General features: G+C 65.3%; 19 protein-coding genes and 2 tRNA genes. 11 read left to right on the forward strand and 10 right to left on the reverse strand.

Annotated features, from left to right (window positions below; all coding sequences use genetic code 11):
- Nucleotides 1-241: 241 nt before the first annotated feature.
- Nucleotides 242-1330, forward strand: coding sequence for a porin (locus W930_RS0115970; protein WP_023594960.1), 1089 nt, complete (start codon nucleotides 242-244; stop codon nucleotides 1328-1330).
- Between the two features lie 77 nt (nucleotides 1331-1407).
- On the opposite strand, the gene W930_RS27740 is transcribed toward W930_RS0115970, so the two are convergent.
- Complete coding sequence (locus tag W930_RS27740) at nucleotides 1408-2160, reverse strand: CerR family C-terminal domain-containing protein (protein WP_024788545.1); 753 nt, start codon at nucleotides 2158-2160, stop codon at nucleotides 1408-1410.
- 102 nt (nucleotides 2161-2262) lie between these two features.
- Between W930_RS27740 and W930_RS0115980 the strand changes: the two genes are divergently transcribed.
- From W930_RS0115980 to W930_RS27745, 3 genes are read left to right on the forward strand one after another with little or no spacing between them, the layout of a single operon-like run.
- Nucleotides 2263-3591, forward strand: a complete 1329-nt coding sequence (locus tag W930_RS0115980; protein WP_023871925.1) for an HlyD family secretion protein — start codon at nucleotides 2263-2265, stop codon at nucleotides 3589-3591.
- The gene (locus W930_RS0115985; RefSeq protein WP_051399214.1) at nucleotides 3569-5170 is read left to right on the forward strand and encodes an MDR family MFS transporter; all 1602 of its coding nucleotides are present in this window, start codon (nucleotides 3569-3571) and stop codon (nucleotides 5168-5170) included. Before W930_RS0115980 ends, W930_RS0115985 begins: the two co-directional genes overlap by 23 nt.
- A 5-nt stretch (nucleotides 5171-5175) precedes the next feature.
- Nucleotides 5176-6732, forward strand: a complete 1557-nt coding sequence (locus W930_RS27745; RefSeq protein ID WP_024788546.1) for an efflux transporter outer membrane subunit — start codon at nucleotides 5176-5178, stop codon at nucleotides 6730-6732.
- A 74-nt stretch (nucleotides 6733-6806) separates the two neighbouring features.
- Here the strand turns inward: W930_RS27745 and W930_RS0115995 are convergent.
- Nucleotides 6807-6883: transfer RNA gene (locus tag W930_RS0115995), tRNA-Arg, on the reverse strand.
- A gap of 95 nt (nucleotides 6884-6978) precedes the next feature.
- Nucleotides 6979-7055, reverse strand: a tRNA-Arg gene (locus W930_RS0116000).
- Nucleotides 7056-7467: 412 nt separating this feature from the next.
- On the opposite strand from W930_RS0116000, the gene W930_RS0116005 reads away from it, so the two are divergent.
- Nucleotides 7468-9120 (forward strand): AMP-binding protein, encoded by a 1653-nt coding sequence (locus tag W930_RS0116005; RefSeq protein ID WP_023871928.1) that lies wholly within the window; start codon nucleotides 7468-7470, stop codon nucleotides 9118-9120.
- Between the two features lie 255 nt (nucleotides 9121-9375).
- Here the strand turns inward: W930_RS0116005 and tcdA are convergent, their stop codons facing one another.
- Complete coding sequence (tcdA, locus tag W930_RS0116010; RefSeq protein WP_023871929.1) at nucleotides 9376-10212, reverse strand: tRNA cyclic N6-threonylcarbamoyladenosine(37) synthase TcdA; 837 nt, start codon at nucleotides 10210-10212, stop codon at nucleotides 9376-9378.
- Nucleotides 10213-10264: 52 nt separating this feature from the next.
- On the opposite strand from tcdA, the gene W930_RS0116015 reads away from it, so the two are divergent.
- The 4 genes from W930_RS0116015 to W930_RS0116030 all read left to right on the forward strand — a co-directional run bounded on the left by W930_RS0116015 (nucleotide 10265) and on the right by W930_RS0116030 (nucleotide 15789).
- Nucleotides 10265-12292 carry an AsmA family protein gene (locus tag W930_RS0116015; RefSeq protein WP_235195547.1) on the forward strand — a complete coding sequence of 676 codons (2028 nt, stop codon included), beginning with the start codon at nucleotides 10265-10267 and terminating at the stop codon, nucleotides 12290-12292.
- A 370-nt stretch (nucleotides 12293-12662) separates the two neighbouring features.
- On the forward strand, nucleotides 12663-13310 hold the full coding sequence (pdxH, locus tag W930_RS0116020; protein ID WP_023594952.1) for a pyridoxamine 5'-phosphate oxidase: 648 nt from the start codon (nucleotides 12663-12665) through the stop codon (nucleotides 13308-13310).
- A gap of 113 nt (nucleotides 13311-13423) precedes the next feature.
- Entirely contained in the window at nucleotides 13424-14635 is a 1212-nt protein-coding gene (locus W930_RS0116025; protein WP_023594951.1) for a cyclopropane-fatty-acyl-phospholipid synthase family protein, read from the forward strand.
- Nucleotides 14632-15789: a DUF72 domain-containing protein gene (locus W930_RS0116030; RefSeq protein ID WP_023871931.1), complete on the forward strand. Its 1158-nt coding sequence runs from the start codon at nucleotides 14632-14634 to the stop codon at nucleotides 15787-15789. Before W930_RS0116025 ends, W930_RS0116030 begins: the two co-directional genes overlap by 4 nt.
- A gap of 202 nt (nucleotides 15790-15991) precedes the next feature.
- Here the strand turns inward: W930_RS0116030 and fabV are convergent, their stop codons facing one another.
- Nucleotides 15992-17185: an enoyl-ACP reductase FabV gene (gene fabV, locus W930_RS0116035; RefSeq protein WP_023594949.1), complete on the reverse strand. Its 1194-nt coding sequence runs from the start codon at nucleotides 17183-17185 to the stop codon at nucleotides 15992-15994.
- Nucleotides 17186-17278: 93 nt separating this feature from the next.
- Complete coding sequence (locus W930_RS27750) at nucleotides 17279-18817, reverse strand: MFS transporter (protein ID WP_023871932.1); 1539 nt, start codon at nucleotides 18815-18817, stop codon at nucleotides 17279-17281.
- A 508-nt stretch (nucleotides 18818-19325) separates the two neighbouring features.
- Here W930_RS27750 and W930_RS0116045 point away from each other — a divergent pair.
- Nucleotides 19326-19652, forward strand: a complete 327-nt coding sequence (locus W930_RS0116045) for a hypothetical protein (RefSeq protein WP_023594947.1) — start codon at nucleotides 19326-19328, stop codon at nucleotides 19650-19652.
- A gap of 654 nt (nucleotides 19653-20306) precedes the next feature.
- Nucleotides 20307-20924 (forward strand): hypothetical protein, encoded by a 618-nt coding sequence (locus tag W930_RS0116055; RefSeq protein WP_036656012.1) that lies wholly within the window; start codon nucleotides 20307-20309, stop codon nucleotides 20922-20924.
- 36 nt (nucleotides 20925-20960) lie between these two features.
- On the opposite strand, the gene msrA is transcribed toward W930_RS0116055, so the two are convergent.
- From msrA to W930_RS0116075, 4 genes are all read right to left on the reverse strand, one after another.
- Nucleotides 20961-21533, reverse strand: a complete 573-nt coding sequence (gene msrA, locus W930_RS0116060; protein ID WP_023594945.1) for a peptide-methionine (S)-S-oxide reductase MsrA — start codon at nucleotides 21531-21533, stop codon at nucleotides 20961-20963.
- Between the two features lie 160 nt (nucleotides 21534-21693).
- Entirely contained in the window at nucleotides 21694-22641 is a 948-nt protein-coding gene (hutG, locus tag W930_RS0116065) for a formimidoylglutamase (RefSeq protein ID WP_023594944.1), read from the reverse strand.
- A gap of 13 nt (nucleotides 22642-22654) precedes the next feature.
- The gene (locus tag W930_RS0116070; RefSeq protein WP_023871936.1) at nucleotides 22655-23431 is read right to left on the reverse strand and encodes an amino acid ABC transporter ATP-binding protein; all 777 of its coding nucleotides are present in this window, start codon (nucleotides 23429-23431) and stop codon (nucleotides 22655-22657) included.
- On the reverse strand, nucleotides 23428-24096 hold the full coding sequence (locus W930_RS0116075; protein ID WP_023594942.1) for an amino acid ABC transporter permease: 669 nt from the start codon (nucleotides 24094-24096) through the stop codon (nucleotides 23428-23430). Before W930_RS0116075 ends, W930_RS0116070 begins: the two co-directional genes overlap by 4 nt.
- Nucleotides 24097-24143: the final 47 nt, after the last annotated feature.

Consider the following 24143-nt stretch of genomic DNA (forward strand, 5'->3'; position numbering starts at 1 on the left):
GCAGATCCTTCGACCCGCCGCCAGTTCTCCGACAGAAATAGCAAGCAAGTTCCGTTTTTGCGTTGGTGTGCGGCCCCGGCCCAGGCGGCCGGGCGCAGGCGGCATTTCGGCACCTCGACATTCCGGGCGGATTTCGGCGATGGCTGCTGTCGTGCCGAATCGCTCCGTGCGCTGCGAAATCGATCGCGGACGCGGAGGTTTGAACACGCCCTGAACGTCTTCAAGACAACAAAGGAGACTCATGAAGTCCGCAATTCCGGCCGGTCTGGCCGTGCTCTCGGCCGCCTGCGGCCTTGCCTTCAGTACCGCCGCCGCAGCGCAAAGCTCGGTCACCCTTTACGGGATCGTCGACCAGAGCGTGCGTTATCAGACCAACGCAAACGCCAACAACGACGCCCTCTGGCAAGTCGCCAACGGCGCCGTGACCAACAGCCGCTTCGGCTTCAAGGGATCGGAAGACCTGGGCGGCGGCATGAAGGCGATCTTCCAGCTCGAGTCCGGCATCAATCCGCAGAACGGTCAACTCACGAACAATCCGCGCCTGTTCGACCGCTACGCGTTCGTCGGCCTGCAAAACCAGTACGGCACCGTCAAGCTCGGCCGTCAGGCCACGGAGGCGTTCAACGTCTACGGCGACTTCGACCCGCTCACGATCGGCAACTATGCGAACAACTCGTGGATGTACAACATCACGCGCGGGCGCGTCGACAATGCCGTGAGCTATGCCGGTACGTTCGGCGGCCTGTCGGTCGGCGCGACCTACGGCTTCGGCAATACCGCCGGCACGATGGCCGCCAGCAATTACTGGGGCGCGCGCGCAGCCTATGCCATGGGGCCGTTGCAGGTCGCGGGTGTCTACCAGCAGGCCCGCGACGCCGCCAAACGCGTGCAGCAGATGTGGGGCCTGGGCGGTATCTACAGCGTTTCCATCGCCAGGGTGTTCGTCGGCTACATGGGCGGGCGCGATCGCAGCGGCTGGCTCGACGGCACGCTCAACGACCCGGCTCACACGGTCGCCACCGGCAACCTGAATGACAATCCGCGCAAGGACATGACGTTCTATCTCGGCACCACCGTGCAGGCGATGCCGAACCTCGCCATCACCGGTGCGGCGTATTTCGACGACATCAGGAACATCAACGCGCAGGCGGGCGATGCCGGCTCGGGCCGCCGCTATACGTATGTGCTGCTCGCCGAGTACTCGCTGTCCCGACGCACCCAGATCTACGGCACCGTCGATTACAACAAGGTAAGTGGTGCGGCGCGCATCGAACTGCCGGGCAATTCGACACAGGTGGGCGTGGCAACGGGTATCCGCCACATCTTCTGAGCGTCCGGCGAGGACGGCCGTCCTCGCCCACCCTAGCCCACCCTCGCATCTCGCATGCCCCGCGTCGGGCGGCCGCGCTAGCGGCCCGACGCCTTGCGCTGCCGCACCGTGCGCTCGAGCAGATAGCGCGTTTGTTCAAGCACGGCGTCGCGCACCATCCGATTGCGTTCGGGGTTCGGCTCGCCGCCCCATCCCATCGAGCAATCGACCGAGCGACGCATCACGCGAAACGCCATGCCCAACGTGCTGATGCACACGGCGCGAATGCGCATCGCCTCATCGTCGGGCGCCACGCCGGCAAGGCGTGTCACGATGCCCGCGCCGACCGCCGCCAGACGCCTCGAGACACGCTCGTGGAACACCTTGAAGCCCGCCTCCGGGCCCAGCCCCGCCTGCTCGCGCGCCATGAACATGTGCCAGCCATCAATCTCCGGCACCTCCTCCATGAAGCCCGCCTTGCGGTTCTGCAATTCAAGGAACGCGTCGATGAGTTGCCGGTCGGTCGAGGCCGGATCGATCAGCACCTGCTCGGCCGCTTCGATCGCCGCGCTCATCTGCCCAAGGATGAGGTCCGCGATGTACTCCACGCACGCCTTGTACACCCCTTCCTTGTTGTCGAAGTAATACTGCAGTGCCGGCGCGTTCACGCCCGCCTCGGCGGCAATGTCGCGCGTGGACGCGCCCGCGAATCCATATTCCCCGAAGCACTTGATCGCCGCCAGGATAATCCTCGCGCGTGTTTCCTCACCGCGCTGATACCCCGTGTCGACCGCATGGCGCGGGCGCGCAGCGGCACTCCGTGCGCGCCCGGCGCGTGAAGTCCCTGTCATGTCACTCCTTGCTTGCCAAAACTTTCGTCAAAAATATAACACTTGACATAAATCGATCAACTGGAATAATTCTGCCAATTGGAATAATTCTGAGGAACGCGCATGACGACGGCAGCACAGGTCAAACCGGCGGAATCAACGCATGGCGCCGTGCACGGCGTCGATTCGCCCGCCGCCAGAGACGGCGGCGCCGAGGCGAGCGCGCGCACACCCGGGCCAACGCAAACCCCGCGCAACCCACGCCGCAAACGCCTTTTGCTCGGCGCGCTCGCGCTGGGCATGGTGGCGTGCCTCGGCTGGGGCACGCATTGGTGGTTCGTCGGGCGCTTCATCGAATCCACCGACGATGCCTATCTGCAGGCCGACAGCATGACCGTCGCGCCGAAGGTGGGCGGCTACGTCACCGAAGTATTGGTGCGTGACAACGAAACGGTGAGCGTCGGCCAACCGCTGGTGCGGCTCGATAGCCGTCAGTACCAGGCGGCCTACGATGAGGCGCGTGCGACGGTCGTTGCCCGTGAAGCCGACGTTGCCCGCGCACAGGCCGAACTCGCGCAGCACGCCGCCACCATCGCTCAGGCGCGGGCGGAACTCGACAGCGCACGCGCCAACGCGGCGTATTCGGCCGGTCAGGTCAGGCGCTACGCCCCACTCGTGGCTACGGGTGCCGAGACGGACGAGCGCCTGGCCGAATTGCGCAATGCAAGCACTCGCGCCGACGCCGCACTCAAGAGCAACGAGGCCAGTCTGCAGTCGACCCAGCGCCAGACCGATACGCTCGATGCCGCACTCGCGCAGGCCCGGGCTCAACTGGCGGTGGCGCAGGCCGGCGCCCGCAAGGCGGAGCTCGATCTGGCCGACACTGTCGTCAAGAGCACGCTGGCCGGCCGCGTGGGCGATCGCGCCGTTCGCGTTGGCCAGTTTGCGCAACCCGGCACGCGTCTGCTGACGGTCGTGCCGGTTCAGAACGTCTACCTGACGGCAAACTTCAAGGAGACGCAGGTCGGTCACATGCGTGCCGGGCAACCGGTGACGGTGCACGTCGACGCGCTGCCGGGCGAGCCGATCCACGGCGTGGTCGACTCGCTCTCGCCCGGCACCGGCGCGCAGTTCGCGCTGCTTCCCGCGCAAAACGCCACGGGTAACTTCACCAAGATCGTGCAGCGCGTTCCGGTGCGCATTCGTCTCGACGTGCCCGAATCCCTGCGCGCGGTGTTGTTGCCGGGATTGTCGGTGACGGCCGACGTCGACACCCACCGACCGGCGCGGAGCGCTCCGGCCAGGCAGGCGGAACAAGGCAGCAACGCCGCGCGGACGACGCTCTCGCTGAGCGCGCCGCTCGACGCGTCGGTGGGGCCTGCCGTGAGCCTGCCGTCGAACACCGGTGGCACCGGGTCCGCGTCGCACAATGGGGGCGTGCAGCGTGGCTGACGTCAGCCTGCCAGGTGCCGCGACGCCCGGCGCCCTGCCGCGCAATGCGTCGGCAGCGGACTGGGTGGCGGTGGCCGCCGGGGCGCTCGGTGCCCTGCTCGCCACGCTCGACATCTCCATCACGAACTCGGCGCTGCCACAGATTCAGGGGCAGATCGGGGCGTCAGGCACCGAGGGCACCTGGATCTCGACGGGCTACCTGATGTCGGAAATCGTGATGATTCCGCTCGCCGCGTGGCTCACGCGCGTGCTCGGACTGCGACGTTTCCTGATGCTCAACGCCGTGTTCTTCACGCTCTTCTCGATGATGTGCGGCGCATCGGGCAGCCTGGCGGAGATGATCGTCGGACGCGTCGGGCAAGGGTTTGCCGGCGGCGCGATGATTCCGACCGCCCAGATGATCATCCGTACGCGCCTGCCGCGTCATCAGATGCCCGTGGGCATGGCGATGTTCGGCCTGATCGTGCTGCTCGGCCCGCTGCTCGGGCCGGTGGTCGGTGGCTGGTTGACGGAGAACGCCAACTGGCGCTGGTGCTTCTTCCTGAACCTGCCGATTTCCGCGGCGATCGTCGCGCTGCTCATGCTGGGCCTCGAGCGCGAGCCGACCGACCTTCAGGCGTTCTTCAAGGCGGACTGGCTGGGGATCGTGGGACTGACCATCGGCCTGAGCTCGCTTACCGTGGTGCTCGAGGAAGGTCAGCGCGAGCGCTGGTTCGACTCGCACATGATCATCTGGCTCACGGCGCTCTCGGTGCTCGGCATCGGCATGATGCTGGTGGCGCAGTTCACGGCCGAGAAGCCGATCGTCAAGCTCTCGCTGCTCGGCAACCGCAATTACGCCAGCGTCATCTACATCGTCTTCACGGTAGGGGCGGGCCTGTACGGCGTGTCGTATCTGCTGCCGCAGTTTCTCGCGACGATCGCGGGCTACAACGCACAGCAATCGGGCAACATCATGCTGCTCTCGGGCTTGCCCGCCTTTCTGATGATGCCGTTCCTGCCGCGGCTCATCAGCCGTGTCGACATTCGCCTGCTCGTGATTCTCGGGCTGCTCTGCTTCTTCGGCAGTTGCATGCTCGACGTCGACCTCACCGCCCAGAGCGTGGGTCACGACTTCACCGTGTCGCAACTGCTGCGCGGCGTGGGACAGATGCTCGCGATGATGCCGCTCAACCAGGCCTCGATGGCGGCGGTCGACGCTCAGGATGCAGGCGACGCCGCCGGGTTGTACAACATGGCCCGCAACCTCGGCGGCTCGGTCGGGCTGGCCCTGCTCGGCACGCTGATCGACCGCCGCACCGATTATCACGACGCCATGCTGCGCGAGACCATCACCGCCAACAGCCCCTTGGGCCAGGAGCACCTCGCGGCCAACGCGGCGGGCTTCTTCGCACAATCGGGGGACATGGTGCACGCGCAACTTCAGGCGACTGCGCAGCTTGCCGCCGAGATCGCACGGCAGGCCAGCGTGATCACATTTTCCGAAACTTTCTACGCACTGGGTATTGCACTGCTGCTTTGCGTGCCGCTTGCCCTGATGCTCAAGCAACCGACCGGCTTCAGTGCCGGCGGGCATTGAACGACATGACCCTTCCCATCAGAACGCTGGCCATCGCGGCGGCCCTGCTCGTCACCGGTTGTACCGTCGGCCCCGACTACCACGGCGCACCCGAGGTCGCGGGCGAGGCGCTGCGTGCAGGCGGCACCTTCGCACACGCCGGCGAAGGCGTCGAGGCGCATGCGCCCGGCGTCGCACGTTGGTGGACGGCGCTTGGCGACGCCCAGCTCACGGCACTCATCGACGATGCCATCGCGCGCAGTCCCGACATTCGCGCGGCGCAGGCAAAGGTGCGTCAATCGCGCGCGAGCTTGCGCAGCCATCAGGCCGATCTGCTGCCGAAGGCCGGCGTCGACCTCACCATGGTGCGCACGCGTTCGCCCGATCTGAGCCTGCTCGGCGGACAAACTGGCGAAGACGGTGGAAACCGTGGAGGGGGCGGCGGGCGCGGTCCGCTCGATCTGTATCTCGCCGGGTTCGACGCCAGTTGGGAAATCGATCTCTTCGGCGCAACGCGCCGCGCCGTGGAAGCGGCCAGCGCCGACGCCGATGCCGCCTCGGAAGACCTTGCCGACGCACACGTGCAGCTCGCCGCCGAAGTGGCGCAGACATACGTTGCACTGCGCGATCAGCAGGCTCGCCTGGCACTCGTGCGCGATTCGGCGCAGCTCGAAGGGGAAATGCTCGATCTCACGCGCCAGCGTCGCGCGGGTGGGGTAGCGTCGGAGCTCGACGTCGAACGGCTCGTCACGCAAGTGGAACAAACGCAGTCGCGCGTGCTCCCGCTCGAGGCCGATGTCATCGAATCGCTCGATCAGTTGGCACTGCTCACGGGCCGCGCGCCCGGCGCACTCGACGCGGCACTCAAAGCGCCCAAGACCTTGCCCAGCGTGCCAGCCAAGGTCGCGATCGGTGATCCGTCCGCGCTATTGCAGGCCCGCCCGGATATTCGCGCCGCCGAGCGCCGCCTCGCGTCGCAGAACGCCCAGATCGGCGTGCAGACCGCGAACTGGTTCCCGAAACTCTCTCTCATGGGTGAACTCGGATACTCGGCGCTGGATCCGGGCCATTTGGTGCGCAAGGAAAACTTCAGTTGGATGGCGATGCCGCGTCTGCAATGGAACGTGCTCGACTTCGGCCGCACGCAAGCCGGCGTGGACGGCGCGAAAGCCGGTCGCGATCAGGCGCAGGCGAAGTACGAAAGCACGGTATTGGGCGCGCTGCGCGATGCCGACGTGGCGCTCGCGCGATACGGGCATCAGCGGGAAAACGTCTACCGCCTGCGCAGCGTGGAAGCCTCGGCGACGCGCGCGGCCACGCTGACCCGGCAGCGCTATCGCGCCGGCACCGCCAGCACGCTCGACTGGCTCGACGCCGAGCGCACGCGCTTCTCGGCCGAACAGGATCGTGTCGCGGGCGACGCGCAGTTGCTGAAGTCGTTCGTCACGCTGCAAAAGGCGCTGGGACTGGGGTGGCAGGTCGGGCCGGAAACGACACACATGTCGGACACGTCGGACACTTCGCAAGTGCCGGCTTCGGCGGCGCCTTCTCCCGTGCCGAGTCAGGGGCCTGCGGGCGTCTAGGCGACAGCTTTCGTCCACCCAAACGAAAAACGCTCCAGAAGCTTTCGCCTCTGGAGCGTTTCTGCCAACTGAGTTGGCGCGGCTGGCAGGATTCGAACCCACGACCCCTTGGTTCGTAGCCAAGTACTCTATCCAACTGAGCTACAGCCGCACGTACTGCGCGAGACACCTGTCAGACGATCCTGCTGCTGATCGGCATTCCCGAAAAACTAAGGGCCTCCCCGTGAGGAGACCCTCGAAATAAGATGGCGCGGCTGGCAGGATTCGAACCCACGACCCCTTGGTTCGTAGCCAAGTACTCTATCCAACTGAGCTACAGCCGCGCTGTGAGAACAGAATTATGTAAGAAACCGCCCCGTCACGCAAGTGTTTTTTGCAACTCTTTTGCCGCGTACCCCCGATTTGACCGTCGCTTCGGTCATTCCATGCGGGATTAGCGCGGAATCCCCTCCACTGGCAAGACTTTGCCGCTAGAGCAAACACTCCACGCAAACCCGCATCAAATCAGGGCTTTCCATGTGCTCGCACCGGAGACGGCACGGTATGCTACGGCTTTTTGCAACGCAACGACGAGTGCGTCCACCGCGCACGCGAGACCGCAACGGGAACGAGACGCCCGGGCGCGGCCCCCGCTCTCGCTTCGCCGCAAGCAATGCGATCAAATGACGCACCGCGCGCCCAGGCTCTTCCCCCGGCGACGACGATGCGATAAAAACCAAATTCAAGGAGGCGCTCATGGAAAAAGTCTGGCTCAAGAGCTACCCGCCCGGCGTGCCGGCCGAGATCGACGTCAACCAGTACCGTTCGCTGAACGATCTGTTCCTGCAAAGCTGCCGCAAGTTTGCGAATCGTCCGTCGTTCACCAACCTTGGGGTGACGATGACGTTTGCCGAACTCGAGCGCAAGTCGCGTGACTTTGCCGCCTACCTGCAAAGCCTGCCCGGGCTCGAACGCGGCTCGCGCGTGGCCATCATGTCGCCTAACCTGCTCCAGTACCCGGTGGCGGTCTTCGGCATTCTCCGTGCCGGCATGGTCGTGGTGAACGTGAACCCGCTTTACACGGCGGGCGAGCTCGAGCACCAACTCAAGGACGCGGGCTGCGGCGCCATCGTCGTCATCGAAAACTTCGCCGCCACGCTGCAAAAAGCGCTCCCGAATACGCCGGTCAAGCATGTGATCACCACCGCCATCGGCGACCTGGTGCCCGCCCCGAAACGCTGGATCGTGAACTACGTCGTGCGCCACGTGAAGAAGATGGTGCCGGAGTGGAACATCGCGCACGCGGTGCCGTTCCGCACCGCCCTGGCGCGAGGCGCTCGCGCGAAGCACGACGAGGCCCAACTGGGTCACGACGACATCGCCTTCCTGCAATACACCGGCGGCACGACCGGCGTGGCCAAGGGCGCCATGCTCACGCACCGCAACATGATCGCCAACATGCTGCAGGCGCGCGCCTGGATCGGCTCCGGTCTGGAGGAAGGCGAGGAGATCATCGTCACCGCCCTGCCCCTGTATCACATCTTCTGCCTCACAGCGAACTGCCTGGTGTTTCTGCAACTGGGCGCGCTCAACCTGCTGATCACCAACCCGCGCGACATGCCCGGCTTCGTCAAGGAGCTCGGCAAGTGGAAGTTCACGTTCGTGACCGGCGTGAACACGCTCTTCAACGGCCTGCTCAACACCCCCGGCTTCGATCAGCTCGACTTCAGCTCGCTCAAGTGCGCGCTGGGCGGCGGCGCCGCCGTACAACGCGCGGTCGCCGAACGCTGGCAAAAGACCACCGGGCATCCGCTGATCGAGGCGTACGGCCTGACCGAGACGTCGCCCGCCGTCTGTATCAATCCGATGGGCAGCGAGTTCAACGGCTCGATCGGCCTGCCGATCTCGTCGACTGAAGTGAGCATCCGCAACGATGCCAACGAAGCGCTCGGCTACGGCCAGGAAGGTGAAATCTGCGTGCGTGGGCCGCAGGTGATGAAAGGCTATTGGCACCGCCCCGACGAGACAGCGAAGACGATCACGCCCGACGGCTGGCTGCGCACCGGCGACATCGGTACGATGGACGAGCTGGGCTATGTGCGCATCACCGACCGGAAGAAGGACATGATCATCGTGTCGGGCTTCAACGTGTATCCCAACGAAGTGGAAGCCGTGCTCGCGATGTGTCCGGGCGTGCTGGAGTCGGCGGTCGTGGGCGTGCCGAGCGAGCGCACGGGCGAAGCCGTCAAGGCGGTGATCGTCAAGAAGTCGCAGGACCTGAGCGAGAAGATCGTGATCGACTTTTGCCGGCAGCACCTGACGAACTACAAGGTGCCGCACGTGATCGAATTCCGCACCGAACTGCCGAAGACACCGGTGGGCAAGGTCCTGCGCCGCGAACTTCGCTGATCATCGTGCGAGGTCCGATGGCTTCGTCATGCATAACGAAACGGTGAAAGCGGCGCGAGCGGCACGTCACCGGACATCGCACCTCATGAACCACGGCCGGACGTCGATGGACCGATCCGGCCGTTTTTCTTTTGTCTCTTGCGACAGCCGCGACAGCCGCGACAACGTCGGTCGCGATGCCCCCCTGCTCGTCCCCCCTTCATCCGTAACCTTTAGTTACAGACACGACGCACACGGCTTGGGAAAATTTTGCCGTCAGGCGCGCACCCGGGTAACGCCCTTGAGAACGTGCGCGGCGGCGGCCATGCCGAATGTCGCTGTCACACACATGCTCGAGCCGAAACCCGCGCAATTCAGTCCCTGCGGACCCGCGGCGTCGTCGGGCGTTTCGCCCGGCGCGCACACGGCCTCGGGATAGCGAAGCGGTTCATCGGAGTACACGGCGGGCACATTGAACTTGGCTTTCGGGCCACGGACAAACCCATGTTGCTTGCGCAATTGCGCACGCACTTTTGCCAGCAATGGATCCTGGATCGTGCGAGTGAGATCGTCGATGCGGATGCGTGTCGGATCTATCTGACCGCCAGCCCCGCCGATGGTGATCAGGCGCTGCGCATGCGCCACGCACCATGCGATCAGCGCAGTCTTCACGCGAACGCTGTCAATGGCATCGACCACCCAGTCGAATCCAACGCCCAACATGGCGTCGAGATTCTCGAGCTCCACGAAGTCTTCGACAAGCGTAAGCTGGCAGGCAGGATTGATGGCCATGACCCGCTCGGCCATCGCGGCGACTTTCGGTTTGCCGAAGTTGCCATCGAGTGCGTGCACCTGACGATTGGTATTGCTTTCGGCGACGTTGTCGAGATCGATGAGGGTGAGCCGGCCCACGGCGCTTCGCGCCAACGCCTCCGCCACCCACGAGCCGACGCCGCCGATGCCGATGACGGCCACGTGCGCTTCGCGCAAACGCTCGAGACCGTCGTCACCGTACAAGCGCGCAATCCCGCCGAAGCGGCGATTCGCGTCAAAATCCACCTCCGATGGCGTGGCGGGCACCGGAGCAACAACGATCGACGGGGTACTGTTCATGATGCGATGGGTAACGTCCTTGAAATGGCTGGCGATCACGATAGTCGCCACCGTGCTGGCATTCGCGGCGTTCATCACGTGGTTTGACTGGAACTACGCCCGGCCCTTCATCAACCGGGAAGTGAGCACCGCGACCGGACGCCCGTTTGAAATCCGGGGCGACCTCTCGCTGCACTGGCTGGCGCCGAACGCGCAGGCCCCGGGACTGGGGCGCTGGCTGCCGCGGCCTCGCCTGATCGCGAATGATATCGTGTTAGGCAATGTTGCGTGGAGCCAGGCGCCGTACATGATCACGCTCGGCCGGCTCACTTTCTCGCTCGAATGGCTGCCACTGCTCGACAAGCACGTGGTGCTGCCGGAAGTCGCGCTCTCCGCGCCGAAAGTACTCATCGAGGAGCAGGCCGACGGGCGCAACAACTGGACATTCGCCAAGGGCAACGGCGAGCCTTCGCCATGGAAGCTGCGCATTGGCCGGCTGATTCTGGAAGACGGTGTGGTGCGCGCCAACATCGTGCCGCAACAACTGGACGTGAGCGCCAACATCGCCACCATCGACGGCCAGGCACCTTACGGCATCGGCGTCACGCTCAAGGGCACGTTCCGCAAGGTCGCCGTGACGGGCAAGGCGCGTGGCGGCGACGTGCTCTCGCTCGAAGACACCGGCGAACCCTATCCGCTCGACGCGAGCGTGCGCATCGGCCGCACGCAGATCGCGGCAAAGGGCACGTTTACCAACCCGGCTACCCTCTCCGCGCTTGACATGCATCTGCGCCTTGCCGGCCCGACCATGGCCGACCTCTATCCGATTACCGGAGTGCTGCTGCCGGAGACGCCGGCCTACGAGACGAACGGCCATCTGTTTCACACGGCGGGCGTATGGCGCTACGAGCGCTTCCAGGGCAAGGTCGGCCAGAGCGACCTGTCGGGCACGCTGGTCTTCCGTCAGCGTCAGCCGCGCAACCTGCTGCAGGGCGCAGTGGTGTCGAATCAATTGCGACTGGTCGACCTCGGCCCGGTCGTGGGCGGCAAGAACCCGTCGGGCGGCAGCGACCTGAGCGCAAAGACGAAGGCGCCGCCGTCCGACAAGGTGCTGCCGGTCGACCCGTTCAAGACCGATCGCTGGCGCACCATCGACGCCGACGTACAGTTCACCGGCCGCAAGATCATCAAGGACAAGAGCCTGCCGATCGACAACCTCGTCACCCACCTGGTGCTCGACGACGGCGTGCTCTCGCTCAAGCCGCTGGAGTTCGGTGTCGCGGGTGGGCGCATCACGTCCAACCTCGTGCTCGATGGCCAGACCGAACCGATGAAGGTCGATTCGCAGGTGTCGCTGCGCCATCTGAAGATGAAGCAGTTGCTTCCCGACGTCGACCTGATGAAAACGAGCGTGGGCGAAGTCAACGGCGACGCGGCGCTCACCGCGACGGGCAACTCGATCGCGGCGCTGGCCGGGTCGTCGAACGGCGAGATCAAGACGCTGATCGACCGCGGCTCGGTCAGCAAGCTGATGCTCGAATACCTGGGACTGAACGTCGGCAACATCGTGCTCACCAAGCTCTTCGGCGACAAGCAGATCGAGATGCGTTGCGCCGCGGCCGACTTCGCCGTGAAGGACGGTGTGATGGACGCGCGAACGTTCGTGATCGACACCGACGACACGAGCATCGGCGTGACGGGCCAGGTCGATCTCAAGCGCGAGCACTTCAATCTGACGATCCGTCCGGAACCCAAGCACTTCGGCTTGCTGACCTTGCGCTCGCCCCTCTACGTGCGCGGTACCTTCAAGCACCCCGACGTGGGCGTGAACGTGCCAACGCTGGTGGCACGCGCCGGCGGCGCCATCGCCCTGGGAGTGATCGCCCCGTACACCGCGCTCATCCCGCTGCTTGAGCTCGGCCCCGGCAAGGACAGTCCTTGCGGCGAACTGCTCGCGCACCTGCAGCGCCCGCCGAGCCGCAATCCGGCCAGGGTCAAGCCGGTGCCCGACGCCAACGGCACCGCCCGGGCGCCGGGCAGGACGTCCGGCAAGCCCGCGCCGTCCGCCCCCGCCTTCGGCGCGAATCGAGAGGCTCCATGATGCCCACGCGGCCCTCGGTTTCGCGGTGACCGCGGTGGCCGCTCCGGTCAGGCGGGTCGGCGGGCAACCCGGGCATTTCCCGCGCCCCGGCCGCCGCCCGTTGCAGCGGCGGCGAATCGATGGCAATGCCCCTGTCGGCCTGAGGGATTTGGCGACGCCGCGCCGCCCGCCGACGAAGGCCCCGACGGCAACGCGGCAAAAAATATTTCATTCCTTAAATATCAAGCACATGGCGTGAGATCCCCGCCCTGTCTGGCTTTCGGGGAACCGTCCGCGGCGCGATGCGGCAAATCACCACGTGCGCACATTGGCTGACTCTTCGCTATACTGTCTCGCAACCCCCAACCGCTACAGACCGACAACGATCGTCGTGACCCAGACGCTTTCTCTCGCGGACCTGCGCAAAAACTATGCCCTCGGCTCCCTTTCGGAGACCGACGTGGCGCCCAGCCCGTTCGATCAGTTTCGACGCTGGTTCGAGCAGGCGCTCGCGGCCCAGCTGGCCGAACCGAACGCCATGACACTCGCCACCGTGACGCCCGACGGCAAGCCTGACGCCCGCATCGTGCTCATCAAGGGTGCCGATGAGCAAGGTTTCACCTTCTTCACCAATTACGAGTCGCGTAAGGGTCAGGAACTGGCGGCCACGCCATACGGTTGTCTGCTGTTTCACTGGATCGAACTCGAGCGCCAGGTGCGCATCGAGGGCCGCGTCGACAAGGTGAGCGAAGCGGAAAGCGACGCCTATTACCACTCGCGCCCCGTGGGCTCGCGGTTGGGCGCCTGGGCCTCGGTGCAGAGCGCCGAAGTGGCCGATCGCAGCATCATCGAGCAGCGCGAAGCGGATTTCCGGCGCCAGTTCGGCGACGCCCCGCCGCGCCCGCCGCACTGGGGCGGCTACCGGCTCGTGCCGGAGAGCATCGAATTCTGGCAAGGCCGCGAATCGCGCCTGCACGATCGAATCAAGTATTTCCGGCTTGCCGATGGAACGTGGCGCGTAGCGCGCCTGTCTCCGTAATCGTTGTGTCGGCGACGCCGACGCGGTACGCCTGCCCGCCCGTTTGACGAGGAGACGTCACCGTGCCGTGCGGTACGGATGAAGGTTTTTTTGGTGACACTTGGAGCACATCCATGTTGTGGGAGAAAAAACTCGAAAACTGGGTCAGCGGCGTCAAGACATCCTCGAATCTGCCGATCCGCCTCGCGCTCTGGAATGGCCAGCATTATGATTTCGGCGCCTTCGACAACCCGAGCGTCACGCTGCGCATCAACGGCCCGGCGGCCATGACGCGTTTGCTGAGCCCCAGCCTCGACAATCTCGGAGAAGCGTATGTGAAGGGCGAGATCGACGTGGAGGGCAAGCTGGCCGACGTCATCGACATGAGTTACGCCCTGGCCGGCAGCAGCCTCACGACCATCGGTCCGCTCGAGCGCGCCGTTCGTCATTTCAATCACAGCAAGAAGTCCGACAAACGCTCGATCGAGTTTCACTACGACGTGTCGAACGAGTTCTATCAGCTGTGGCTGGACAAGAACATGGTGTATTCGTGTGCCTACTTCGAGCATGGCGACGAAGACCTCGACACCGCGCAGGAAAAGAAGATCGATCACATCCTCACCAAGATCCAGTTGCAGCCGGGGCAGACACTGCTCGACATCGGCTGTGGGTGGGGTGCGCTGGTGATTCGCGCGGCGCAGAAGTTCGGTGCGAAGTGCCTAGGTGTGACGCTTTCGCAGAATCAGTTCGATCTGGCCACCGAGCGCGTGAAGAAGCTCGGTCTCGAGAATCAGATCGAGATCCGCATTCAGGACTATCGCGACGTGGAAGGTCAGTTCGACCGCATCACGAGCGTGGGCATGTTCGAGCACGTTGGGCGCAAGAACCTGAAGGACTACTTCGGGAAAATGGCATCGCTGCTCAAGGACGACGGCGTGGCCATGAACCACGGCATCACCTCGACCGACCCGGACAGTGGCGAGACGGCCATGGGCGGCGGCGAATTCATCGACAAGTACGTTTTCCCGAACGGCGAATTGCCTCACATCAGCCTTGCGCTCGAAGCGATGCAGCGCGGCGGGCTCGAGGCGAGCGACGTCGAGAGCCTGCGTCGTCATTACGCGCGCACGCTCACACGCTGGTCCGAGCGCTTCGAGGCCCATGCGCCGCGCCTGCGCGAGCTCGCCGGCGAGGAGCGCTTCCGCGTGTGGCGCGTCTATCTGGCAGGTTGCGCGTACGCATTCGAACACGACCACGTGTCGATCTACCAGGTCGTGTGCCGCAAGGCGGGGCAATCGGCCACGCGTCTGCCCTGGTCGCGCCGGTACATGTACGCGAATCAATGAGTCAGTTCGATCTGTTTGGCGCCCCGCCTGACGATCCCGCGCCAGGCAGGCGTGCCGGGCAGATCGATGGCTCCGCCCCTCCCACCCCTTCCGCCGCTTGCTCCACCGCCCCGACGCAGGCCGCCGACGGCACCGCGCGACGTACGCCCGCAGCGCGCCGCGGCGACGTCGGCGCGGCCGAGGTCACGTCCGCCATGCGCTCGCTGGGCGCGCAGTTGCCCGCCAATATCCGCCTGGGCACTTCGTCATGGTCGTTTCCCGGGTGGCGGGGCATCGTGTGGGACGACGATTACAGTGACACCAAGCTCTCCCGGCAGGGGTTGAGCGCCTATGCGCGTCATCCCGTGCTGCGTTGCGTGGGAATCGACCGGTCGTTCTATAAGCCGATGTCGATCGTCGAATACCAGAAGTATGCGCAGCAGGTGCCGGACGACTTCCGCTTTCTCGTCAAGGCGCCGAGCGTGGTCACCGACGCACTCGTGCGCGGCGAGAAGGGCGAAGGGCTGCGCGCCAACCCCTGCTTTCTCGACGCGCGCATCGCGACCGAGCAGTTCGTGGCACCGTGTCTGGCCGGCCTGGGACCCAAAGCCGGCGTGCTGGTCTTTCAAGTGTCGCCGCTTCCGAACGAGCTGCTGCGCGACGTGCCGGGTCTGATCCAGCGCATCGAGGCGTTTTTCGCCGCGTTGCCGCCGCTGCCGTCCGGGCCGATCGCGGCGGCGCACGGCAATCCGCTCCCGGGGCCGTGCTACGCGCTGGAGATTCGCGACGGCGCATTGCTCACTCCACGTCTCATGCGGGCGCTCGGGCAGATGGGCGTGCGCTATTGCATCGGACTGCACGCGCGCATGCCGCATGTCGAGCGGCAGGCCGCGGCGTTGGCGATGCTCGACGAAGCCGGCGCCGGACCGCTGGTCGTGCGATGGAATCTGAACAGCGCACACCGCTACGAGCAGGCCAAGGCCAAGTACGCCCCGTTCGACAGGATCGTCGATCCCGACCCACTCACGCGCGACGTGCTCGCCTCGCTGGCCACGCATTACGCGCTCGCCGGGCATCCCGTCTATGTGATCGTCAACAACAAGGCCGAGGGGTCGTCGCCGCTGTCGTGCGGCGCGCTGGCCGAGCGCATCGTCGAGTTGACCCGCGGCGGCTGACGCCCGACACAAGTGCATCGGCGGACATAACGCCGGGCCCTGCGACCCAAACGGCAATGGCCCGAGCCGGCGAATCGCCGGACCCGGGCCATTGTCACGATGCGGCGCAAACCGAACCGCGAATCGCGCGGTACCGCCGCACTGCCGCGTTCGTTGCGCCTTTACGGCGGTACGCGCGTTACGCGCGTTACGGCGCTAGGCGTTACGCCACGAGATGCGGGATCGGCACGTCGGGGTTCACGTCGGCATCGTAGTCCACGCCATCGACCTCGAAGCCGAACAGGCGCAGGAACTCGTGCTTGTAGCCGGCGAAATCGGTCAGTTCGTACAGGTTCTCGTCCGTGACCTTGCCCCAAAGCGCCGAGACTTCGCCCTGCACCTGCGGCGACAATTCCTTCTGGTCGGTACGCACGCGCCCCTCTTCATCGAGATGCGGCGTGGCGCCGTACAGGCTGTCCTTGTACAGACCGTAGATCTGCTCGATGCACCCTTCGTGCGTGCCGTTGGCCTTCATCACCTTGAACAGCAGCGAGAGGTACAGCGGCATCATCGGGATCGCCGAGCTGGCTTGCGTCACGAGCGCCTTGAGTACGGCCACGCGGGCATCGCCGCCATTCGCGGCAAGCTTGGCGCGAATGTTCAGCACCTTTTCGTCCAGGTCCTTCTTGGCGGCACCGATCGAGCCGTTCCAGTAGATGTCGTGCGTGATCTTCTCGCCGAGATACGTGAAGGCCGTGGTCTTGGCGCCAGGGGCGAGCACGCCCGCTTCGGAGAGCGCGTCGATCCACATTTGCCAGTCTTCGCCCCCCATCACGGCCACCGTGTTCTCGATTTCCTCCTGCGTGGCAGGCTCGAACACCGATTCCTTCACGACTTCCTTGTCAGTGTCGATGCCGCGCAGCGTGACCGACTGGCCCACCGGCTTGAGCACCGAGTTGAACACCTGTCCGGTTTCCGGGTGGGTCCGGCGCGGTGCGGCCAGGCTGTAGACGACGAGATCGACCTGACCGAGGTCCTGCTTGATGGTCTCGATGGTCTTGGCCTTGATTTCCCTGGAGAACGCATCGCCGTTGATGCTCTTGGCGTACAGGCCCTTCTCGGTGGCGAACTTGTCGAAGGCGGCGGTGTTGTACCAGCCCGGCGTGCCCGGCTTCGTTTCGCTGCCCGCGCGCTCGAAGAACACGCCGAGGGTGGCGGCATCGCTACCGAAGGCGGCTGTAATGCGCGCGGCGAGGCCGTAACCGGTCGATGCGCCGATCACGAGCACCTTCTTCGGGCCACCGGCGATCGGGCCCTGGGCCTTCACGTACTCGATCTGTTGCTTGACGTTGGCCTCGCAGCCGACGGGATGGGTGGTGACGCAGATGAAGCCGCGCACGCGTGGCTTGATGATCATGGAAACCTCATTCACAAAATTCGGTGATGCCGGCTCACCCGGCAAACACCGCGCATTGTAAACGAGGTCGGGACCGGACTGCCGGATTCCCGCCTATTCCGGCGACGCCATGGCCGGGCGCTCGCGCCGCTTCGGGAACTGGATCTGCCGGATCCGGCGCACGAGCAGCGCCGCCACGACGGCGGCAATGCCGGTGAGCAGCACGCCGGCGTGAACGGCGTTCACGAGCGTTTGCCGGGCGGTTTCGACCAGCGGCAGACCGTCGATGCCCATGGCCCGCAGATCCATCAGCAAATCCCCGCGCAGCGCGGGGTCGATCAGGATGCGCGGGTCCAGCGCCCGCGCGACGGCGTGCGCGGCAGGCGTGCCGTCGTAGGCAGAGACGGCGCCCGCAACGCCGCTGGCATACCAGTGATTGACCAGCGTGCCGACGATCGTTGTGCCGAGCATGCCGCCCACCATGCGGGTCGACTGCAACAGCGCGGTGGTGATGCCGAAGCGCTCGCGCCCGGCAATCTCCTGACCGAACACGTTCATGTTGTTGAGAATGAAGCCGATGCCGATGCCCGCGCACGCCATGGCCAGCGCCAGCAGGCCGTGCGACGTATCCCGGTGTGCCAGCCCCACGCCCGCCGAGGGCACCGCCAGCAGGCAAAAACCGAGAATCAGCATGTTCGTGGGCCGCGACAGACGCACCACGATCGGCGTATTGATGAAGCTGCCCAGTGCGATGCAGGCGGCGATCGGCGTGGCGATCAGCCCGGCCGCCTGCGGGCTCAGGCCGAAGCCCCCCTGCAACAGCAACGGCGCGAAGAAGATCAGCGAGTACATGACGAAGCCAATCAGCACAGAGAGCGTGAAGAGCACCACGAGCTGCGGATGCCGGAACATGTCGAGCGGAACGATCGGGTGCGTGGCGCGACGCTCGGTACGTAGCAGCATCCAGAAGCCAGCCACGACCGCCGCGATCAGCAACCCGTTGCCGAGCGACGCCCCATGCGCGGGCACGTTCTCGATGAACACCTGAAAGCCGCCCAGCACGACGCCGATCCACAGGGCGCCACGCCAGTCGACGCGCACGTCCCCCTGATGTGCCGGCGGGAATTTCGGCAGGTAGCGCCACACGAAGTAGAGCGCCGCCAGACCGACCGGGAGGTTCACGAAAAACGTCGAGCGCCAGCCGAAATGCTCCGAGAGCAGGCCGCCCAATGACGGTCCCGCCGCCGTGCCGATACCGTAGGCGGTGGTGATCACGACCTGCCATCGCACGCGGGAGCGGGCGTCGGGAAAGAGGTCGGGCACCGACGCGAAGGCGGTCCCCACCATCATGCCGCCGCCCACGCCTTGCAGGCCCCGCGCGAAAACGAGGAACGGCATGTTCGGTGCCAGTCCGCACAGCAGCGAAGCGAAGGTGAACGTGAGCACGGACGCGATCACGAAGCGGCGCCGGCCGAAATAGTCGCCGAGGCGGCCGAACACGGGCACCGTGACCACGGAAGCGAGCAGATAGATGCTCGCGATCCAGGCGTAGTACTCGAACCCCTTGAGCTCGGCGACGATGGACGGCAGCGCGGTGCTGACGACGGTCTGGTCGAGAGCGACGAGCATGTTGACGAGCGCGATGCCGATCATGGCCATCAGCGCGTCGCGAAAAGGCAGGGGGCGCACGGGGAACTACCTGAAGACTTCATGGAGGGAAGCCGTCATTCTATGCGAAAAATAATGAACATATGAATGGTCCCGGGGGCATCGGCTGACACGGGACGCCGCCCTCCGCCGGTCCCTCTCCATCTCCCTTCCCCGCTCCCTCGAGCGCGTCGGAAGGCGCACCTGGCCGGGTGCACGGGCGACGTCTTCGGACCGGCAGGACGAAACACGGACCGGCATGACGAAAATTCAACGCCACGCCAAGGCAGATTCAGGCGAGTGCCGCTGCGCTCGTCGTCGCTGCAACGAGGCATCGTCCGATACCGTTTTCGGATACGGCACGCGCCCGCCGCCGCATGGGCCGGGCATCATCGAAGTGCGTCCCGGGAATCGGCAGGCGGGGGCCCATTCCCGAAAACCGCGCGCCAGCAACGGCCTCACCATCGCTCGACGCTCCGGAAAGCGTCGCCGTCACTTCTCAGGAGATCCACCCATGAAACATCGCCAGGAGCGCGAGGGCCATCGCAATCCCGCGCCGGCCTGCGCACCGCTGCACGCCGCCGCGACCCCACGACCCGACCTACCCCAAGCGTTGCCTTATTCGGGCTACGTGGTCTGGTTCCACGAGAGCCGGACATTCCTCGATATCCGCTTCGACCCTCACCGCTTCGAGATCGTCACGACGCGCGTGCCGAACGCCGACGATGCGTTCTACTTCGACAGTCCCGGCGCGGCGCGCGGCCATGCCCAGGACGCGGATCAACCTTGTCTGGTGCTATTTGCCGCGACGGCAGGATCTCCTGTTCGCGTCATCGACTGACCAGGGCGCAGCCCAGTTCGCGATGATCGACGGTGGCTCCGTAGTCATCCGTCGTGTCCTGGTCCTGTCGTGTCCTGTCGTGTCCCGTCGTGTCCCGTCGTGCCTTGCCGTGCCCTGTAGTGCCCCCGTCGCGTGTCGTCCGATGCCGTATTGTCCCGCCCTGACTCACGGGACACCTTCAGGTCGGGGCACTTTCCGTCCGCGCCGAAGGGCTTCGTCACTGGCTTCCGATCCACCCATGACTCCCGCGAGGTATGCAACATGCCGTTTCTCGCTTTGGCCATTCCCATGTCGCGCGCCGGCGCGATGGCGTACGACGCCGATGCCGGCACTGCCCCTCCCGAGGTCCTCGTCGACCTGCGGCGCATCGAAAATCGAGTCCACGCAATGCCATCGCCATCGCGCGTGCCAACCACCATCTCACCGCGGCGAACGACATCCACGTCGCCGGGCATGACCCCAACGCCAACGATACCCATGGCGACATCGATACCGATACTCTCGTCGGCGCCGTCATTGACGCCGGAAGCAACCGTCGCGCCGACGCTCCCATCGACGCCCCCATCGACGACCGCGGCAACCACCGCTCCAAGCACCGCACCGACGCCGCTCGATCGATTCCGGAAGACGGTTTATCGATGTCAGGCGGTGCCGGTGAGCGACTATTTCGAGCGCGCGCTCGCTACGCTCGTCACCCCTGTTGGCGCATGTGCCGCCGAGGATCGGGCGAGCAACGCCGAACTGCGCGCCATGCTGCGCGACATTCTTGCGCTCCACCCGAACGCGGCGGAACTCGATGTGGATGGGTATCTCAGGACGCTCGGACTGGCATCGTTGCTGCGCGACGAACCCGAATTCCGGCCAGGCGGTTTCAGGGCGCTTTGTCACGACATGGGCTTACGCAGCGTGGCCATTGGCCGCTTCGCGTTCCCCGACCTCGATGCACCGGGCGACGCCGAGCTTCTGTTCGCCGGGCAGAGTGAACTGGCCTTCCTGCACGAGGGCAACCCCTGCGCGGCGCGCATTCGACGCGACCACGCCCCCGTGCTCGCCTTCCACTACCGTGCCGCCGGGATGGAAGGACACACCGCGCTGCCGCCGATCGGACTCTCGCTGACGGACGTGGACGACACCACGCTGTCCGACTTCACCGCGCAGTTGGTGCGCTGCGGTGCGCGTGGCGAACCGCAACGCGCGAGGCGTGCGGTTCGACCGGGCAGGCTCGATGCGGCCATCGACCCCATGCAGACGGGCCCCTGCACGCTCCTGTGAGCCGGCGCGCGCCGCGCCGGCCACCGTGGCGTGGCCTCAGGCCGCCGGCTTGAGACGGCGAGCGAATTTCTCGCGGAATTTCTTGAGCTTCGGCGCGACCACATAGGCGCAGTAGCCCTGGTCGGGATGCTGGCGGAAGTAGTTCTGGTGGTAGGCCTCCGCAGGCCAGAACGTCTGCGCCGGCACGACCTGCGTGACGATGGGGTGCGGATACGTCATTTCCGCCATCAGCTCGGCGATGAGGTGTTCGGCTGCCGTTTTCTGGGCCTCGTCGTGATAGAAGATGGCGGACCGATACTGCGTGCCGATGTCGTTGCCCTGGCGATTGAGGGTCGTCGGATCGTGAATCTGGAAGAACACGACGAGCAGTTCCTCGAAGCTGACGACGTCGGGATCGTAGGTGAGCTGCACCACTTCGGCATGGCCGGTTTCGCCTTCGCAAACCTGCTCGTAGGTCGGATTGTCGACCTTGCCGCCCTCGTAGCCCGAAACCACGGACGTCACGCCGTCGAGCTGCTGGTAGCAGGCCTCGAGGCACCAGAAACAGCCACCGGCGAGCGTGGCGACTTCGGTACGGGTATCACGCGGGGAGTTCGTCTGCACTGTCATCTTGACCTCGCTTGTCGACTGCGTTCGTGCGGCGGCGCACCAAACGAATAAGGCGGGCGATCGAAGGTTCGATCGGCCCGCCTTATTGTCGCGCAGAACGTCGGCGAACGGCGCAAATAACGTTATAGGCCGTTCATGCCATTCATACCGTTCATGCGGCTCAAGCGACTGCCTGCGTGATCAGCGGATGCAACAAGCGCGCGCCGACGCGCGCGGTCAGGCCGTCCCGATCGTACGTCGGGTTGTACTCGGCAATGTCCGCCACGCGCAGCTTGCCCGAGCGGCGCACCACGCCGATGAGCGCCTCCACGACCTCCAGCGCAACGCCGTGGGCCGCGGGTGCCGACACGCCCGGCGCCTTTTCGCCCGGCAGCACGTCCATGTCGATGGTCAGGTACACGTGCCGGACCTGCGCGAGCTTCTTCTCGAGCGCTTCGCACATCTGCGGCAGCCGATGCGCAAGCATCGTCTCGTCGAGCCAGTAATCGACATTCAATGCGTTCGCCCGCTCGAACAGCGCGTCGGTGTTGCTGTAGCGGCTCACGCCGAGGCACGCGTAGTGGAACGGCGCCTGACGCCCCGCGAGCAACTGCGAGATCTGCCAGAACGGCGTGCCGGAACTCGCCGTCGGCTGTGCACGCAGATCGAAGTGCGCATCGAAGTTGAGGATCAGGATGGGTTCGTCGCGCAGGCGATCGCCATAATGCTCGGCCACCCCGAGGAACGTACCGTAGGCGATCTCATGCCCACCGCCCAGCACCACCGGGCGCGCGCCTGCGGCGAGCACTTCGGCCACCCGATGGCCGAGCGCGGCTTGCGCCGCTTCGAGCCGATCGTCCGCACAGACGATGTTGCCACCTTCGAACACGGCGGGCGTGCCCTGCACGGGCAGGCTCGCGAGCGCGCGACGCAACATGTCGGGGCCGGCCACGGCGCCCTGACGTCCATGATTGCGGCGCACACCCTCATCACTGCAAAAGCCCAGCACGACGGCACCGCCGGCCACCTGCGCCGCGTCGTAGTCGCGCAGCACCTGGTGCAGACGGAGAGTGTGGCCGGTCTCGCCGGTATCCACGCGGCCTTGCCAGACCGCTCGATCGATTGTCATACGTTTGCCTGCCTTACCGTGCGATGACTGCCTGCAGGAATTCCCGCGTACGCGCCTCGCGCGGCGCGGTGAAGATCTGGTCGGGGGCACCGGCTTCGATGATGCGGCCCTGATCCATGACGACAACCACGTCGGCCACTTCGCGGGCGAAGCCCATTTCGTGCGTCACGACGAGCATCGTCATGCCGTCGTTCGCGAGCGCCTTCATTACCTGCAGCACCTCGCCCACGAGCTCCGGGTCGAGTGCCGAAGTCGGCTCGTCGAACAGCATGACCTGCGGTTGCATCGCGAGCGCACGGGCGATCGCCACGCGCTGCTTCTGCCCGCCCGAGAGCGTGCCCGGGAACACGTCGGCCTTGGCGGCCAGCCCGACCTTGGCGAGCAGTTCGCGGGCAAGCTTCTCGGCATCCGCGCTCTTCATGCCGCGCAGCTTCTTCGGGGCGAGCGTGACGTTGTCGAGCACCGTCAGGTGCGGGAACAGGTTGAACGACTGGAACACCATGCCGACGTCGGTGCGCAGCTTGTTGAGCGCGTTCTCGCCCATCATCCTGCCGTGATCGACGAGCTTCTGACCGACGATCTCGATGGTGCCCTCCTCGGCCGTCTCCAGCCCGTTGCAGCAGCGCAGGAACGTGCTTTTGCCCGAGCCGCTGGGGCCGATGACAACCACCACCTGACGCGCGTCGACTTCGAAGTCGATGCCCTTGAGCACCTGATGGCTGCCGTAGGCCTTGCCCAGACCCTCGATCTTGAGGATCGGGCCGCCGTATTCTTTCTTCACATCGCTCATTGCACGGCACCTCCGGCACGCAGGGACTTCTCGGCGCGCTGCAGCAGCAGCGTGGTGGTGCCGGTCAGAATCAGATAAACAAAGGCGATCGCCAGATACACTTCCAGCGAACGGTACGACACGCTGATGATCTTCTGGCCTTCGTGCATCACGTCGTGAATCGTGAGCAGCGACACGAGCGCGGAGTTCTTGATCAGCGCAATGAATTCGTTACCCAGCGGCGGGATCATGCGCACGATCGCCTGCGGCAGGATCACCGAGCGCATGGCCAGGCCATAGGGCATGCCGAGCGAGCGGGCGGCTTCCATCTGGCCGCGCTCGATCGACTGGATGGCGCCACGCACGATTTCCGAGACATAGGCGCCGCTGTAGATGCCCAGACCCAATACACCGCACATGAACGCCGGCAGCAGAATGTTGAACTGAGGCAGACCGAAGAACAGGATGAAGAGCTGCACCAGCAGCGGCGTGCCACGAATGAACGTGACGTAGGCGGTACAAATGCCGTAGCGAATGCGATGCGCCGGGTTCAGGCGGCCCATGCCGACCAGCAAACCCAACACGCAGCCCAGCGCGAGGGCGCAGGCCGTTACCTCGACGGTAACGAGCGCACCTCGCGCGAGGTCCTGCCAGTTGGCCCACACCGGCGAAAAATCGAGTTCCATGCGTACTCCGTCAGTTGCTCTACTGCCTTATTGCGATATTGCTTCGG

Source organism: Pandoraea sp. E26 (assembly GCF_000681415.1).
In the GTDB taxonomy this organism is placed as follows: Bacteria; Pseudomonadota; Gammaproteobacteria; order Burkholderiales; family Burkholderiaceae; genus Pandoraea; species Pandoraea pnomenusa.

Bases quoted from the DNA above. Each gene is read 5' to 3' on its own strand.
- W930_RS0116045 (WP_023594947.1), top strand. From the start codon at position 19,326: ATGAAACATCGCCAGGAGCGCGAGGGCCATCGCAATCCCGCGCCGGCC.
- fabV (WP_023594949.1), bottom strand. From the start codon at position 17,185: ATGATCATCAAGCCACGCGTGCGCGGCTTCATCTGCGTCACCACCCAT.
- W930_RS0115970 (WP_023594960.1), top strand. From the start codon at position 242: ATGAAGTCCGCAATTCCGGCCGGTCTGGCCGTGCTCTCGGCCGCCTGC.
- msrA (WP_023594945.1), bottom strand. From the start codon at position 21,533: ATGACAGTGCAGACGAACTCCCCGCGTGATACCCGTACCGAAGTCGCC.
- W930_RS0116070 (WP_023871936.1), bottom strand. From the start codon at position 23,431: ATGAGCGATGTGAAGAAAGAATACGGCGGCCCGATCCTCAAGATCGAG.
- W930_RS0116005 (WP_023871928.1), top strand. From the start codon at position 7,468: ATGGAAAAAGTCTGGCTCAAGAGCTACCCGCCCGGCGTGCCGGCCGAG.
- W930_RS0116075 (WP_023594942.1), bottom strand. From the start codon at position 24,096: ATGGAACTCGATTTTTCGCCGGTGTGGGCCAACTGGCAGGACCTCGCG.
- W930_RS27745 (WP_024788546.1), top strand. From the start codon at position 5,176: ATGACCCTTCCCATCAGAACGCTGGCCATCGCGGCGGCCCTGCTCGTC.
- W930_RS0115980 (WP_023871925.1), top strand. From the start codon at position 2,263: ATGACGACGGCAGCACAGGTCAAACCGGCGGAATCAACGCATGGCGCC.
- tcdA (WP_023871929.1), bottom strand. From the start codon at position 10,212: ATGAACAGTACCCCGTCGATCGTTGTTGCTCCGGTGCCCGCCACGCCA.
- W930_RS0116030 (WP_023871931.1), top strand. From the start codon at position 14,632: ATGAGTCAGTTCGATCTGTTTGGCGCCCCGCCTGACGATCCCGCGCCA.
- hutG (WP_023594944.1), bottom strand. From the start codon at position 22,641: ATGACAATCGATCGAGCGGTCTGGCAAGGCCGCGTGGATACCGGCGAG.
- W930_RS27750 (WP_023871932.1), bottom strand. From the start codon at position 18,817: ATGATCGGCATCGCGCTCGTCAACATGCTCGTCGCTCTCGACCAGACC.
- W930_RS0115985 (WP_051399214.1), top strand. From the start codon at position 3,569: ATGGGGGCGTGCAGCGTGGCTGACGTCAGCCTGCCAGGTGCCGCGACG.
- W930_RS0116025 (WP_023594951.1), top strand. From the start codon at position 13,424: ATGTTGTGGGAGAAAAAACTCGAAAACTGGGTCAGCGGCGTCAAGACA.
- W930_RS27740 (WP_024788545.1), bottom strand. From the start codon at position 2,160: ATGACAGGGACTTCACGCGCCGGGCGCGCACGGAGTGCCGCTGCGCGC.